The organism is Paenibacillus sp. W2I17 (genome assembly GCF_030815985.1).
Classification (GTDB): Bacteria; Bacillota; Bacilli; order Paenibacillales; family Paenibacillaceae; genus Paenibacillus.
Map to the genome: position 1 here is coordinate 4,381,954 of NZ_JAUSXM010000001.1, position 15,248 is coordinate 4,397,201.

Consider the following 15,248-nt stretch of genomic DNA (forward strand, 5'->3'; position numbering starts at 1 on the left):
ATAAGCAAGTAAGTGTAGAACTCCTGCAGACCTGCAGTACACATCGATTACGTGAAGTTCACACCGACTTTAAATGATAAAAAGGAAGAGATTTAATGGGAAGAAAACAATCTTTTACTGAAACAGAGCTACTGGACACAACTAAAAAATTAATACTTGAGCATGGCTATGACGGTTTTCATCTCAAGCTGCTCTCACAGCATCTGTCCGGAGCCCGGAGCACGATATATCAATATTACGCGAATAAAGAAGAGATCGTTGCTGCTTGTATGAAGCGATCAATTGCAACCGTATTAGAGAATTCATTAGCCATTGATGAGACTGATCCAATGGATGCTCTTGAGCAACTGCTTCTGATCTACGCAGAAGAATCTACGCTCCATCAACTTCTGGGAGATGCCAGTAAAATTAATACGACTAATTCTGCTGCTGCAGCGAGAGATCTTGAATTTATTGAGGAAGCACATAGGACCCTAAAAATTCAATTATCACGCTTATTTGAACGTGCACAGCAGGATCAAGCCCTGCGACAAGATATTCCTCTACCTGTACTTATTGGTGTTTTTTTTAACTTAATTAATACGCCTAATATGCTAAATATCCCTACGCCTGATTGGGGGAAGCTGTTGTTTCAAATGTGGGTTGGGGGAGCCAAGAGCTAGATTTATTCTTGGATTAAATTTGACACATGTGTCATTTATATCGTTTAATTATATAAACCACGCGGCCGCACCTCTAATTTGACACATGTGTCAATAAAAATGAAAGAAGGAGTTGAACAGATCATGTTTTTAGCTATGAAGGAATTAATGCATAGTAAAATGAAATTTTTAATGATTATCATTATTTTTGTACTAATCGCTTGGTTGGTATTTATTTTATCCGGTCTGGGGAATGGATTATCTACGCTAGCTGCGTCAACATTCAAGACCATGAAGGCTGATTATGTCATCTTTGAAGAAGGGTCACAGTCTTCAATGAGCAAGTCGTTGCTGTCAGATCAATTGGTTGCTGAGGCAGAAAAGCTTCCAAATGTGGATGCTGCTGCACCCATGGGAAGTACGATGGCAACGGCACTGAAAGAGAATAGCACCAAGAATGAAGATAAGGTAGATATAGCGATTATAGGAATTGACCCAGGCAGCTTTTTGGAACCAGCTATTGTAGAAGGTGAAAGCCTGTCTTCCGAGAACCCTACGGGTGTCGTGGTGAATTCAACCATGAAAGATGAGGGCTATCAACTTGGGGACACGTTTCAACTGGATGGAACGACTGAATCATTGACAATTATCGGATATGTGGAGAATCAGACCTATAACCACGTTGCATCCGTATTTACTCCAATGGCTGAATGGCGGAAGATTACCTTCGCGGCTCCGGGTTCTGATAAAGGAGTTACTGGACCCGTCAATGCAATCATGTTACAAGGCAAGGATATCGATCCAAATGTAATTAATAACATGCTATCAGGTACGGATACGGTTACTCGAGCGGCAGCCGTTCAAGGTATGCCAGGGTACAAAGAAGAGAATGGTACGATTCTAATGATGCTTGCATTTTTGCTTGCAATCTCCGCATTTGTGCTTGGGGTATTCTTTTATGTCATCACGATGCAAAAGACCAATCAGTTCGGCATTATGAAAGCGATAGGCGCTAGTAACCGTTTCTTGGGAAAAGCCATTATCTCGCAAGTGTTTGTACTTTCGCTGACTAGTATTGTTGTTGGAATCTTGCTGACTTATGGGACAGCAGCAATTATGCCAAAAGGAATGCCATTTAAGCTGGAAACCAGTCTTGTCTTCAATTATTCTATTATCTTGCTGGTTATTGCTATGTTAAGTTCACTGGTATCTGTTCGCAAAATTACTAAGATTGATCCGCTTAAGGCGCTCGGGAGGGTTGAATAATGAGTAAGGGACTGCACATGCGGGAAGTCACCATGTATTATGCCGAAGGAAACAATCGGATCACCGCGCTTGATCATGTATCCATATCCGTGGAACCGGGGGAGTTTGTTGCTGTAGTTGGACCTTCTGGTTCTGGTAAAAGTACATTCTTATCTATTGCTGGGGCCATGCTGAAAGCCTCCGAAGGAGATATTCAACTAAACGGAAATCATATTTCGAAGCTTACGGAGAAAGAGCTATCTAATATAAGGCTGCAAGAAGTTGGATTTATTATGCAATCTTCAAATCTAGTTCCCTATCTAAATGTTCTGGATCAACTGCTAGTTGTAAAAAGGATGGCGGGGACGATTAAAAAAGAGGATAAGGCATTTGCCACCAAGCTGTTGGAAGAACTGGGGCTGGGTTTGAAGTTAAAAAGTTTTCCCGAAGAGTTATCCGGTGGTGAGAAACAACGGACAGCCATTGCTCGTTCTTTAATGAATAATCCCAACATCATCTTAGCTGATGAACCAACCGCCAGTTTGGATACCAAACGAGCCCATGAAGTGGTTAGTCTAATCGCGCAAGAAGTGAAATCACGCCAAAAAGCAGCCATTATGGTTACCCATGATGAGCGTATGCTTGAATATTGTGACAGAGTATATCGGATGTATGATGGCGGTTTGTCCCTAGCTGAGTCGTAAATATATGCACCAAACAATATACCATTTCTCTTCTCTATTCTTTCTTTTATAAAAAGCTTCTATTCAGAAAAGAGTAACATGTTAAGTAGATTTTAGCTCTGTCCATCACTCTCCTCGTCCCTCTCACTCTAGGCTCCCAAGTGATTCGGGGCTCTCACCCACAAGCATAACTTCACGCTCGCTCTGCGAATGTCTGCTTCGGCGATATGCACTTGGTGACATTCCGTTCTGTTTGTTGAAGATGCGATTGAACTGGGAAAAGCTTGTGAACCCACACTGTGCAGCAATATCTGTGATTTTCTCACTCGAATTCAGCAGCAATTGCTGAGCATTCCGAATACGGGTCATCTGCACATACTCCGTGAAGGTGAAGCCGGTAACCCTATTGAATTGGCGAGACAAGTGATGGGCACTTACATAAAAACGCTTGGATACTTCGTCCAAAGATAAATCCTGCTGATAATGGCTGTGAATATAAGAGGCAATGGCATACATGCGCCTGGACATCGTTGATCCAGTCTCTTCACGCACATACCCGTTCTCTGGTGAGTAACGATGAAGAGCACAGAGAAACTCCACGAACTTGCTATGAATCATAACCGATTGAAGTGCAGAAGGCTGCTGCGATATAGCAAAAATATCATTGATCGGCGCGAGGACTTCCTTGCGTCTTTCTTCTGTAAATCGGAATATCGGGATCGGTTTATCAAAGATTGAGAACAGCTCTGTGTAACCGCTATCAAGACCAGGTGTATTACGTGGCATGGCAAAGGTGATCATCAATCGTTTAGGCGGAGCACCCTTCGGATATTGCGTTTTATGCAGCAAAGAAGGCCGCAACAGAACGATATCCAGAGGCTGGATCTCATATAAACTGCCTTCAATGATGTGCGCAGCTGTGCGATCCAGAAGGATACAGATTTCATAGCAATCATGGAAATGCTGAAACTCCATATTCAGTTCATGGGAACGCTCGTCATAATCGAGATGATAAAAAAGTGAATCTCCAGGCTGGTTCACATGGATCGCATATCCCTGCTCGTATGCCAAAATCGATGGTGTCATGGACATGCCCCCTATCCCTGATTCTAATGATTTTATTTTAGCATGAAATGCAATAAAAAGACGTTGTTTTCAGCATACAATACGTAGTTTCGTCCATTTTTCTTTTGTTATGATAGAGTTGATATGTTAGCGCTTGCATTGTTATCACTCCAACAACGACTACAGCCTGTACTTACTACAAACCAAGGTGGGAAACCAACATGAAAATGAATTCCTTATATACTCGAATCCATACCATTGTTAAACACTTGGAACGTGCTCGTCTTACCTCAAAGACATATATCCCTGAGCTTTATCATAAAGAAAGTGGTTACCACTCCTGGGAACTGGTGCATGAGGACCCTTCCTCCTGGAACGTATTCCGTAAGGGTGATGGCTGGGGCGGCAAAGACGTTCATAGCTGCTTCAAAACCCGCATTCAAATCCCGGATCATCTGGAAGGGAAAAAGGTCGTGTGTGCCATCGTCACCGGTGCTGATGATATCTGGAATTACGATAATCCGCAGTTTCTGGCATTCCTCAATGGGGAATTGATCTGCGGTCTGGATGTTAATCATACGGAAATCGACTTGACCTCATCCGCAGTGAAGGGCGAAGAGATTGAGTTGGCATTATATGCGTATTGCAGTACGTCTGCCGCGGATGTTTTTCTAAATGTATATATCGCCGAGCATCATCAGCAAGTCTCCGATTTGTATTATGATCTCAAGGCTGCGCTAGATGCTGCGGATCTGCTGCGTGAGGATGATCTGGAGCGGCTGAAGTTGGTCGAACATCTGAATAAAGCCGTGAATCTGCTGGATTTGCGCCAGGAAAACAGTGCAGAATTCCATGCGTCAGTGCTGGAAGCGCGCCGATATCTGCAAGATCATGTCTATGGTGATATCCGCCCTGCCGGTGATCACATCCCTACCGTGCACTGTATCGGACACACGCATATCGATGTGGCATGGCTGTGGACGCTGGATCAGACTCGGGAGAAGGTCATCCGCAGCTTCGCCAGTGTACTGTATCTAATGGACAAGTTTCCAGAATACACGTTCATGTCTTCTCAGCCCCAGCTGTATGCGTACCTGAAAGCAGACTACCCACCTCTGTATGAGAAAATCAAAGAAAAGGTGGCGGAAGGTCGCTGGGAAGCGGAAGGTTCAATGTGGCTGGAAGCCGACTGTAACCTGATCTCGGGTGAATCCATGATCCGTCAGATTATCTACGGCAAACGTTTCTTCAAGGAAGAATTCGGCGTGGAGAACCGTGTGCTCTGGTTGCCAGATGTATTTGGTTATAGTGCAGCGATGCCGCAGATTATGCGCAAGAGCGGCATTGATTATTTTATGACAACCAAAATTGCCTGGAATGATACAAACCAGATTCCAAACGACACGATGTACTGGAGAGGAATCGACGGATCAGAGGTCCTCACCCATTTCATTACAGCAACAGACTATGACAAACATCCTGATTTCAGGCAGCACCGCTTCGAAACGACCTATAATGGACGATTTAATGCTTCGCAAGTAAAAGGCACGTGGCAGCGATACCAGAACAAAAATATCAATGCAGATGTGTTACAGTGCTACGGCTTCGGCGATGGGGGCGGCGGTCCAACCGAGGAGATGCTAGAGCACGGCAGACGGCTTGAAAAAGGGTTGCCAGGCGTACCCGACGTGAAACGTACGTTTGTACGAGAGTTCTTCGAGAAGCTGGAGCAAAATCTGGCGGATGTTCCTTCCGTTCCCCGCTGGTCGGGAGAGCTGTATCTGGAGTATCACCGGGGTACCTACACTTCCATGGCACGTAACAAACGGTACAACCGTCATAGCGAATTTGCACTGGCCGACGCCGAGCTATATGCCATGATTCATCGTCAGGCGAATGCACACGCGGCCTATCCAACCGATGCACTGGAGCATGCATGGAAGCTGACGATGCTGAACCAGTTCCATGATATTCTCCCGGGCAGCTCCATTGAGCAGGTATATGTGGATTCCAAAGAGCAATATGAAGAAGTTCTGCGTGTCACGGATGAGCTGAAAGACAGCGCACTGAACGGCATTGCGAGCCGAATTACATCTGATAGCGAAGCCATTGTGGTATTTAACACCACCGGATTTGTACGGACGGATGTGGTTGAACTGCCTGCTTTTGCGAGAAAGGTAACCGTCTACGATGGAGATCACCCTGTACCAAGCCAGCGGACTCCCGAAGGCGGACTTGTATTCCTTGCAGAAAATGTACCTGCATCCGGGTATAAATCTTTCCGAATCACACCGGATCTCACAGACGAGCTTGTCGCGGGCGTATCGGTTGCACAGTGGGAAGCAGATCAGCGCCACATCCATACACCTTGGTACGATATTGACCTGAATGAAAGTGCCGAATTCACATCCTTATGGGACAAGCTGGAGGGCCGTGAGCTGCTTCAGTCTGGCAAGCGCGGTAACGTGCTGCAAGTGTTCGAGGATCGACCTGCGGAATACGAGGCATGGAACATTGACGATTATTATGAACAGCATATGTGGGAGATTAATCACCTGCAGTCGCTGGAGTGGATTGAAAGCGGGCCGGTGCGTTCCGTGCTTCAAGTGAAGCGACATTTCCTGGACTCTGTCATTGAGCAAACGATCATCTTCTATGCGCACACGCGCCGGATTGATTTCCGTACGTTTGTGGATTGGAAGCAGGAGCATTTGCTGCTGAAAGCCGCCTTCCCGCTCGATATCTGGAGTGAAAAGGCCGTCTACGAAATCCAGTACGGCAACGTTGAGCGTGCTACCCACCGTAATACGAGCTGGGATCAAGCCCGGTTTGAAGTATGCGGGCAGAAGTGGGCTGATCTGGCGGAGAACGGGTACGGCGCTGCTCTGCTGAACGACTGCAAATACGGATATGACATTCATAACTCGGTGATGCGACTGTCACTGATCAAGAGCGCAACGTACCCGAATGAAAATGCCGACAAAGAGCAGCACGTATTCACCTACGCGCTCTATCCGCATCAGGGCGACTTCCGTGAAGGACGTGTCATCCAAGCCGCTTATGATCTCAACCGTCCACTGGTTGCCCGTGAAGTAAGTCCGCAAACCGGTACGTTGCCGGGAACATGGTCACTTGCATCGGTCGATCAGGATAATGTCGTGCTGGAGGTTATCAAAAAAGCCGAGAACAACGATGATATGATCATCCGTCTCTACGAAGCACACGGCCGCCGCAGCCGTGCTTCCCTGCAATTGCCTGAAGGAGCAGGTGCTACGGCGTACGCGTGTGATTTGCTCGAGAATAACGAAGCGGAATGCGCCGTGGAAAATGGTCGGATTACTTTTGATATCAAACCGTACGAGATTTGTACCTTCCGTATCCCTGCCGGACACTAAACAGAACTTACGCAACATGGAAAACTGCAACAATGCTTACTATGCTTCAACAATAAAGGGCTGCTTCCTGTCATATCTGACATGGGAGCAGCCCTTCATTTGTCGTTCTTTAAAATTCTTCGTACTCGCTTGGGTCCTGATCCCACAACCGTCCATCCGGACGATTAAATGCAGAGATGACCTGCATCTCTTCTGTGCTCAACTCAAAATCGAATATATCGATATTTTCCTGCTGATGCTGCAGGGAGCCGGCTTTCGGAATTGGAATGGAACCCAGCTGAACATGCCAGCGCAGAATGATCTGGGTTGGCGTTTTGCCATGCGTTTCCGCGATCTGAAGAATATTCTCATCCTTCAGAATATCCTGTACGGCATCATTGCCACGTCCAATCGGACTCCAGGATTCGTTCACGATGCCATGCTTCGTATCCTGTTCCCGCTGATCGGCTTGGTCAAAGAACGGATGCAGCTCAATCTGATTCAGACTCGGCGCTATCCCCGTTTCCTTAATCAGGCGTTCATTGTGCTCAGGCAGGAAGTTGCTCACTCCAATGGATCGGATATATCCACGTTTTTTGGCTTCGATCAGCGCTTGCCATGCCTCGACATACATGTCCTTCTTCGGATTGGGCCAGTGAATCAAATACAGGTCGTAATAATCCAGATCCGCTCTGTACAGGGATTCCTGGATCGCTACAAGTGCTTTATCATGAGCGTGATAACGCCCCGGCAGCTTCGAGGAAATGAGCAGTTCTTCTCTGGCGATGGAGCTTTGTTTGATTGCTCTGCCCACCGTTGCCTCATTCTCATAGTTATACGCCGTATCAATTAATCGATAACCCGCATCCATTGCGGACGCGATCGATTTAACGCCTTCTTCACCTTTTAAACTATAGGTACCAAATCCAATTGCAGGCACTTTCAAGCCATCGTTCAATGTGTATTCAGGGATTGTATGATTCATGTGGGAACTCTCCTTTGTGAAAGGTATGCTTCCTATTTTAATGCGACAAAATGACATGTGCTCTCGGTTATCTCTAACCTTTCCTCAAGCGCTTGAATCAATTGTACACCATCATCGAGAATCCCTTCGACCTCTCGCTCTGTTCACACGGTAAGTCAACCTCTCTAATAAGAGGAAAGTCGCCTCTTCATTCAAGGGAAGAGATAGTCGTGGCTGATAAAGGTCGATTGCCCAAAAATTCTTTGATGGCAGCAGCCGCCCGCTTATACCCGCCAGCATCACGCAGTGTGTTCCCAATCACTCCTGCATGTTCCCTGTAGGAATCATTGCCGAGCACCTCTAATACTGCGGTTCTCAGTATGTCAGGCGTCAGGTTATTTTTATCCACGATTACTCCCGCGCCCAACTCCTGTATCCGGCCTGCTACACGAGGCTGATCCGAGGTTAAAGGGAGCATGATCAACGGTACATTGTAATACAAAGCCTCACTTGCACTGTTCATGCCTGTATGTGTCAGAAACGCATCGACATGTTGCAGCACTTCCAACTGAGGCAGGTACGGTCTAATGATGAAATTATCGGGAATGAGATCCGCAATCGGCTCCAGATCGGTATCCTTTCCCGAAGCCAATATAAATTGCACAGGCAAATCACGAAAGGCCGTAAAGCAAAGCTTATAAAACTCGAGATCTTTATTTAAAATGGTTCCCATCGAAATATAAACGACCTGCTTATAAAGAGCATGCAGAGATTCATTTGCAAAAGCTGGCGCATCCTTACGAGGAATAATGGACGGGCCAGTGAACACAAAGCTGTCGTCCAGCTTGTCCCCCATGGGTTGAAAATAGCGGCTTGTATAGACAATCTTCAGTTGTCCTGGATGCCCTGAAAGTTCCGCCAGAGAAGGCGCAGCCACATTGAACCGGGAAGCTAATTGTTGAGATATTTCCATAATGCCGTTATATAGCTCCTGAACCTCCTCATTGTCATCCTTCAGATTATGGCTACCTGACCCGAGAGGCTCTACAAAAACAAAGGTACTGGTCGAGCAGATCGTGGGTATCCCCAGCTTTTCGCCCAAAATTTGTCCGCCCCAGCCGATTAAGGAATCAAAAATTAAATAGTCATAGGTTTCATTTTCGATCAAATTCAGAACATCCGGAATAAACCGTTGAGTTATTTTTTTCAAAATCATATATAAGAATTGGTAAGGATGCTTGATTTCAAATGGCTTCATATTGGGGTTGTTGAGCAGGGTTGCCTCGTTGAAGGAGTAAGCTTTAAATTGAGCACCTAACGCTTCAATCTTCGTCCGGTATTTTTCAGTACAACAATAGACGACCTCATCTCCGCTCTCTATCAACTCCTTGATTAACCCGAGCGACGGATTGATATGCCCTTCTGCAGGCATCATCACAACTAACACACGTGCCACGAAGCTCACCTCCATCAAATTTTTCAATAATCAAAGCGGTACATTGTATATCCATATGATTGAGAAGATAAAGAAAAAATAGAATATGGAAATCAAACCCACATAAACATAATATTAATTATTTCCATTTTTGTAAATAGTAAATATGTCACTTTTTGAATAAAAAAAAGCACCTTTACGGTGCTTCGGATCTCAATATCCGCTCGAATATTGCTTATCCTCTTTCAGCTGTACAATGTCATGTCCAGTTGGATTCTGGAAGGCCCGTAGTCCAAATGTCGACGCCACCGCGAAGATATGGTCGAAGATATCCGCCTGAACGTTCTCATATACACCCCAGTTGATATCATTGCTGAATGCATAGATTTCCAGAGGAAGCCCGCGATCTTCCGGTGCTAATTGTCGCACAATCATCGTCATATCTTTATTGATTTTTGGATGATTCCTCAGATATTGATGGATATATTCCCGGAATACACCGACGTTTGTCAGTTGTCTGCCATTCACGTTGCTTTCGGTATTCACCTGGTGCTCCATGTTGTAAGCCTGAATTTCTTTCAATTTCGCCGTGACATAATCAGTCAGGTAGTGGATTTTCTCAAATTCAGCCACCATCTCTTCCGTACAAAAACGGATACTGCTGATATCAATATAGATACTCCGCTTAATCCTTCTGCCACCGGACACCTGCATCCCTCTCCAGTTACGGAACGAATCCGAAATGAGGGCGTAGCTTGGAATCATCGTAATCGTTTTATCAAAATTCATAACCTTTACCGTATTCAAAGTAATGTCGATGACATCGCCGTCCGCATTATACTTTGGCATCTCGATCCAGTCACCAACGCGCACCATATCGTTTGACGATAGCTGTACACCGGCCACGAGGCCCAGGATTGAGTCTTTGAATACGAGCATTAATACTGCCGATAACGCCCCAAGTCCACTGAGGATAATGAGCGGGTTCTGTCCGATCAGGCTGGAGATGACGATAATGCCCCCGATAATGAACAGGACAATCTTGGCTACCTGAATGTAACTCTTGATTGGGCGGATCTTAGACACCTCATAGGTACGATAGATATCATCGAAGACATTCAGCAGAGCATTCAGAACCGTAATCATGATAACAATCATATAGGTCATTGCTGATTTTTCAATCAAAGCCTGATAGGGTGGGAAAATATAAGCAGAATAATAGATAATAATGGCCGGTACGAGATGCGACAGCTTATGGAATAACTTCTTCTCCACAATGATGTTGCCCCACTTATACCTATTGTTATTAACGATATGATTAATCGCTTTGAGCACTAATTTTTTGGCTATAAAGTTCGCCAGTACCGAAATCACTGCTATAAAAATAACCATAATCACATTCGAAAGGTATCCAATGGAGGGTCCACTCATGCCGAGTTCTTCTAGTTGATTTCTGATAAAGTCCATTGTTTCCTCCTGACATAATCTAGTTTAGCCTATTATTATAAAGTAGTTTGAGAGGGCAAGCAAAGTTTGTGCTTTCACTTCATTCTTCCTATGTATTATATATATTAAAAAAAGACCCTGTCATTCAAAGAATGATGGGCCCACTTGATTATGTCGTCTTTTCATCATGATCACGAGAAATTTCTAACAACTCACTCACCGTCACCAGACGGTACCCTTCCGCGACCAGTTCCTCCACCAGCACACGAACCGCCTCCACCGTCTGGGAACGATCCCCGTACCCGTCATGGAATATAAGCACGCTGCCGGGTTTCACTACAGACCGAGTATGCTCCAGAATGTGCCCAACGCCGGGATTGTCCCAATCCTTCGCATCACCGTTTACCGCACCAATCGTACGATATCCACGCTCCGCTGCCAGAGACAGTATATCATCGTTTACGCCAAAATACGGCGGGCGGAAGCAGCGGGCAGGTTGCCCCGTAACTTCTTGAACAAGATTTTCTGCGCGTTGCAGCTCCTCCCCGGCTTCCTCCAGCGTCAACTTGGTCAGATCCGGATGCGTGTACGTATGGTTGGCAATCTCATGCCCTTCACGATGCACCTCCACCGCAATCTCCGGGTGAGTCTCCATCTCTTGGCCAATCATGAAAAACGTCGCCTGCCCACCCGCACGGCGGAATATCTCAAGCACTTGAGGTGTATACACCGGATGCGGCCCATCATCAAACGTGAACGCCACAACCTTTTCCCGAACTGACTCCTGCTCTACCATCGCGATATTGACCATAAATAATGACCCCTCTCTGCAACTGCCTGCTACATACTCCCTTATTATTCCATGACCACAGGCTCCGGTCTAGTCCAGAGATCATACCTTGCGAAATCCCAAATCAAGCCGATATCTACCAGAAAGAGAGTACAGCGAGCGAGCAGCAAGCCCTTCTAACGCCAAGCCTCCAGTCCAGCCTCCAGCTAACCTTTGATCGCACCTGCGATCATACTCTTCTGCACCTGTTTGTTCAACAGCAAATAGATGACCACCGTTGGCACTGTCGTAATCATCAGTCCCGCACCAATGATACCCCATTGCGTAATGTACGTTCCCACCATCGACATCATGCCCACCGTCAATGTCTGGTAAGCCGTGTTATTGATAAACGTGACCGCAAACATCAGCTCATTCCAGCAGGACAGAAATGTGAAGATCGCTACAGTTGATATGGCCGGACGCACAAGCGGCAGGATAATGGAGAAAAACGTCCGGTATATGCCGCAGCCGTCGATAACCGCCGACTCCTCCATCTCTCTTGGGATACCTTTGAAAAAGCTGCCCAGAATGAATACTGCCATCGGAATGCCAAATGCCACATAGGGAATGATCAGAGACCAGTAGCTGTTGAGCAGGCTAAGATTCTTCAAAATAATAAACAATGGCAGCAGCGCCGCATGAATCGGCACCATCATGCCCAGCAAAATGATCGTCATCGTCAACCCGCTGAGCTTCCAGTTCATTCTTGTGATTGCGTATCCCGTCATGGAGGACAGGATCAGTACCAAGACAATGGAGGCCGCAGTAACCAGCACACTATTCATAAAATAGGTCAGCACATGGCCGTCGGACATTGCTTTGGTGTAGTTGCTCCATAGGAACGCTTTGGGCAACCCGGCCACATCACCGCTGAAAATCTCACTATTATCCTTCAGGGAAAACAGCGCCAGCCAGATGAGCGGGTAAATCTGCACAATCGCAACGAGGATCAGAAACGCTTGCAGGAACACTTTCCCGATCGGTCCGGAGATGGACCTCGGCTTGGGCTTTTTTTGCAACATGACTTCTACAGTACTCATGCCTTATGCCTCCCTCTACTCCGTTTTGAACAATGAATTAATGAGGACCGTACACACCAGACACTCCACAATGATAAAGACCGAGATCGCACTGCCATATCCGTATCGGAACGTATCAAAAATGGTAGCGTACATCAGCGTGCTCGGCACTTCAGTTGTGTAAAATGGCCCACCACCTGTCAGCACATAGATCAGGTCAAACACCTTGAATGCACCGATGACCGAAAAAACAAGGCTTACCTTCAGAATTGGCTTCATCAGCGGGATCATAATGGACCACGCCGTGCGAATACGGGAAGCACCATCCATTCGAGCAGCTTCGAGCACATCCTGAGACACGGACTTCGCACCTGCATACATCAGCAGCATGTGATACCCTACGTACTGCCATAAGGTTGGAATAAACGATGCCGCCAGCGCGGTGTCCTTCTGCCCCAGCCAGTCCTGTGCCAGGCTGGATAAGCCGATACTTTGCAGCAACACGTTCAGTAGACCATAATCGGCATTGTAGATTTTAGACCACAACTGGGCAATAACCACCGTTGAGATCAACACCGGGATGAAATACACGGTCCGGTAGAAGCCTTCCCCCTTGACGCTGGACGCCAGAATCAGTGCAAGCACCAGCGAGATCGGCAGTTGAATGAACACCGAAGCACCTGCGAATAACAGGGAGTTCTTGATCGAATTCAGCACCCGGGTATCCTTAAACATCTCTACATAGTTGTCCAGGCCGATAAATGTACCCCTGCCCACGCCGTTCCAGTCCAGCAGACTGTAATAACTGGAGACAAAGATCGGAATAAGCACAATTCCGCAGAACAGAATCAGGGTAGGCAGTACAAAGACGGCTATCGTGCCTTTATTGGAAAATACAGAGTTCATTATTGTTCTCCTCTCAAAGGCGTGACCGGGATACACCGGACCACGCCTTGTTTGGGTTCATCTTCATTGTTAGAAGCGGTAGCATTGCAAGCTCACAAGGTCTATGCGCAAGATATTCACAGGTAATTTACAAAGCTTATAGTGTAAGGACCTAGGACCTGTAAGCATTTAAGCTTGTAAGCTTGCACGCACGTATACCTGCCTACCTGTTTTCTATAGACTCAGCTCTGTTGGTTTGAGCTGTGCCATCTGTTTGCAGAACTCCTCCGGTGTTACATCTCCGGCAAGCAGCTGGGCAATCAGGTTTTTGTGCGCTTCCGCAGACTCCGCTGGCAGAATGTTATCCCACCATGCGATGAATGAGGTCGCCGTTTTCATAATATCTGCCGCAGACAGATCTAGAGAGGACAGGCTGGACGTGTCGAGTGCATCTGTTTTCCAGCTTGGCAGACCCGCTCCAGCCAGGAAACCTTGCGTACCAAGCTGCTCACTCAGATACATGAGGAATTCCACGGCTTCCTTCGGATGTTTGGTATTCTGGTTGATGTAGAAACCATCGACGGCTCCGCCGAAGATTTCGGTATTTGTGCCTTTTCCATCCTCAAACACCGGGAACGGAATCACTTTCACTTTGCCTTTGACTGCGGAGGACGGGTCCTCAATTCCAGCATTCACCCAGTTGGCCTGGAACATCATCGCCCCGTTGCCTGCATTAAATGCCCCAAGCATCTCGTCATAGCTCATGCTGAACATGCTGCTGTTGAACGCTCCTGCTTGCGCAAGCTGCTGCATTTTAGTGGCCGCGGCAACAAAGTCGGGCGAATCCCACTTTGACGGATCTTTAAAGGCTTCCATCACCGCAACATTGCCTGCCTGACGCATCGCAATAATGTCGTACCAGTACATGCCCGGCCAGCGATCCTTTTCCCCAATCACAGCCGGGGTGATCCCCGCCGCTTTCAGCTTGGTGACTGCATCCAGCAGTTCCTTATAGGTGGTCGGAATCTTGGCACCCGCCTGCTCGAACAGTTCTGTATTCACGTAAAGGTTGGCGATATGTGTGTACACGGGCAATGTGTAGATTTTGCCGTCCATATTGATGGCCTCAGCCATACCCGGACCCATTCGTTCTTTGATATCGTCAGTCAGGTAACTTGAGATTTCCAGCACATTGCCGGATTTGATGTACGGCTGCATGAAGCTGCCGCCACCCATGCCATAGAACAGGTCTGGCGCCTCACCAGCCGCAATCGATGTTTTGACTTTGGTTTTGTACTGTTCTCCTGTCTGCCCGTACGTTCAACCTGGATGTCCGGATGCTCGCTGTTCCATTTCTCAACAATCTCGGGCAGCAGTTTGGCTGAAGGATCGGTATTGCCAACTGATTGATCCCATAGCGTCAGCTTGATCTTTCCATCGCTCTCCCCCTGTGTACCACCGGACGAACCGGTTGAACATGCCGCCAGACTGATTACAATTCCCAGAGTCAGAATTAGACTTGCTGATTTTTTTAATAGCGCTTTCATCTCTATGGACCTCCCTATATGTTTTAGTTGGTTCTAGCCCATATTTTAGGCGAACTGTGCGTTGTTCTCCATTTAGAAAACAGGCATCGATTTGTAATATTCGAACATATGT

Annotated in this window: 13 protein-coding genes; 4 read left to right on the forward strand and 9 right to left on the reverse strand. The window is 46.7% G+C overall.

Translation table 11 applies throughout. The features are described 5' to 3' along the window. Positions 1 to 95: 95 nt before the first annotated feature. From QF041_RS19635 to QF041_RS19645, 3 genes are all read left to right on the forward strand, one after another. Positions 96 to 662: a TetR/AcrR family transcriptional regulator gene (locus tag QF041_RS19635; protein ID WP_307415392.1), complete on the forward strand. Its 567-nt coding sequence runs from the start codon at positions 96 to 98 to the stop codon at positions 660 to 662. Between the two features lie 123 nt (positions 663 to 785). After that, positions 786 to 1,907, forward strand: a complete 1,122-nt coding sequence (locus tag QF041_RS19640) for an ABC transporter permease (RefSeq protein WP_307415393.1) — start codon at positions 786 to 788, stop codon at positions 1,905 to 1,907. Next, positions 1,907 to 2,590, forward strand: a complete 684-nt coding sequence (locus QF041_RS19645; RefSeq protein WP_307415394.1) for an ABC transporter ATP-binding protein — start codon at positions 1,907 to 1,909, stop codon at positions 2,588 to 2,590. The genes QF041_RS19640 and QF041_RS19645 overlap by 1 nt, the downstream gene beginning before the upstream one ends. 123 nt (positions 2,591 to 2,713) lie before the next feature. On the opposite strand, the gene QF041_RS19650 is transcribed toward QF041_RS19645, so the two are convergent. Next, entirely contained in the window at positions 2,714 to 3,655 is a 942-nt protein-coding gene (locus QF041_RS19650) for an AraC family transcriptional regulator (RefSeq protein ID WP_307415395.1), read from the reverse strand. A 200-nt stretch (positions 3,656 to 3,855) separates the two neighbouring features. On the opposite strand from QF041_RS19650, the gene QF041_RS19655 reads away from it, so the two are divergent. Further along, the gene (locus QF041_RS19655; RefSeq protein ID WP_307415396.1) at positions 3,856 to 7,029 is read left to right on the forward strand and encodes an alpha-mannosidase; all 3,174 of its coding nucleotides are present in this window, start codon (positions 3,856 to 3,858) and stop codon (positions 7,027 to 7,029) included. A 109-nt stretch (positions 7,030 to 7,138) separates the two neighbouring features. On the opposite strand, the gene QF041_RS19660 is transcribed toward QF041_RS19655, so the two are convergent. From QF041_RS19660 to QF041_RS19695, 8 genes are all read right to left on the reverse strand, one after another. After that, a complete protein-coding gene (locus tag QF041_RS19660; RefSeq protein WP_307415397.1) occupies positions 7,139 to 7,993 on the reverse strand; it encodes an aldo/keto reductase in 855 nt (284 codons plus the stop codon). A gap of 187 nt (positions 7,994 to 8,180) precedes the next feature. Further along, the gene (locus tag QF041_RS19665) at positions 8,181 to 9,428 is read right to left on the reverse strand and encodes a macrolide family glycosyltransferase (protein ID WP_307415399.1); all 1,248 of its coding nucleotides are present in this window, start codon (positions 9,426 to 9,428) and stop codon (positions 8,181 to 8,183) included. 192 nt (positions 9,429 to 9,620) lie between these two features. Further along, positions 9,621 to 10,874 (reverse strand): mechanosensitive ion channel family protein, encoded by a 1,254-nt coding sequence (locus QF041_RS19670; RefSeq protein WP_307415400.1) that lies wholly within the window; start codon positions 10,872 to 10,874, stop codon positions 9,621 to 9,623. Positions 10,875 to 11,022: 148 nt separating this feature from the next. Further along, positions 11,023 to 11,664: a polysaccharide deacetylase family protein gene (locus QF041_RS19675; RefSeq protein ID WP_307415401.1), complete on the reverse strand. Its 642-nt coding sequence runs from the start codon at positions 11,662 to 11,664 to the stop codon at positions 11,023 to 11,025. A gap of 185 nt (positions 11,665 to 11,849) precedes the next feature. Continuing rightward, the gene (locus QF041_RS19680) at positions 11,850 to 12,725 is read right to left on the reverse strand and encodes a carbohydrate ABC transporter permease (protein ID WP_307415402.1); all 876 of its coding nucleotides are present in this window, start codon (positions 12,723 to 12,725) and stop codon (positions 11,850 to 11,852) included. Between the two features lie 15 nt (positions 12,726 to 12,740). Then, entirely contained in the window at positions 12,741 to 13,610 is an 870-nt protein-coding gene (locus QF041_RS19685; RefSeq protein WP_307415403.1) for a carbohydrate ABC transporter permease, read from the reverse strand. 213 nt (positions 13,611 to 13,823) lie between these two features. Further along, positions 13,824 to 14,861 (reverse strand): extracellular solute-binding protein, encoded by a 1,038-nt coding sequence (locus tag QF041_RS19690; RefSeq protein WP_307417016.1) that lies wholly within the window; start codon positions 14,859 to 14,861, stop codon positions 13,824 to 13,826. Continuing rightward, positions 14,756 to 15,136, reverse strand: coding sequence for a hypothetical protein (locus tag QF041_RS19695; RefSeq protein ID WP_307415404.1), 381 nt, complete (start codon positions 15,134 to 15,136; stop codon positions 14,756 to 14,758). The genes QF041_RS19690 and QF041_RS19695 overlap by 106 nt, the downstream gene beginning before the upstream one ends. Between the last annotated feature and the right edge of the window lie 112 nt (positions 15,137 to 15,248).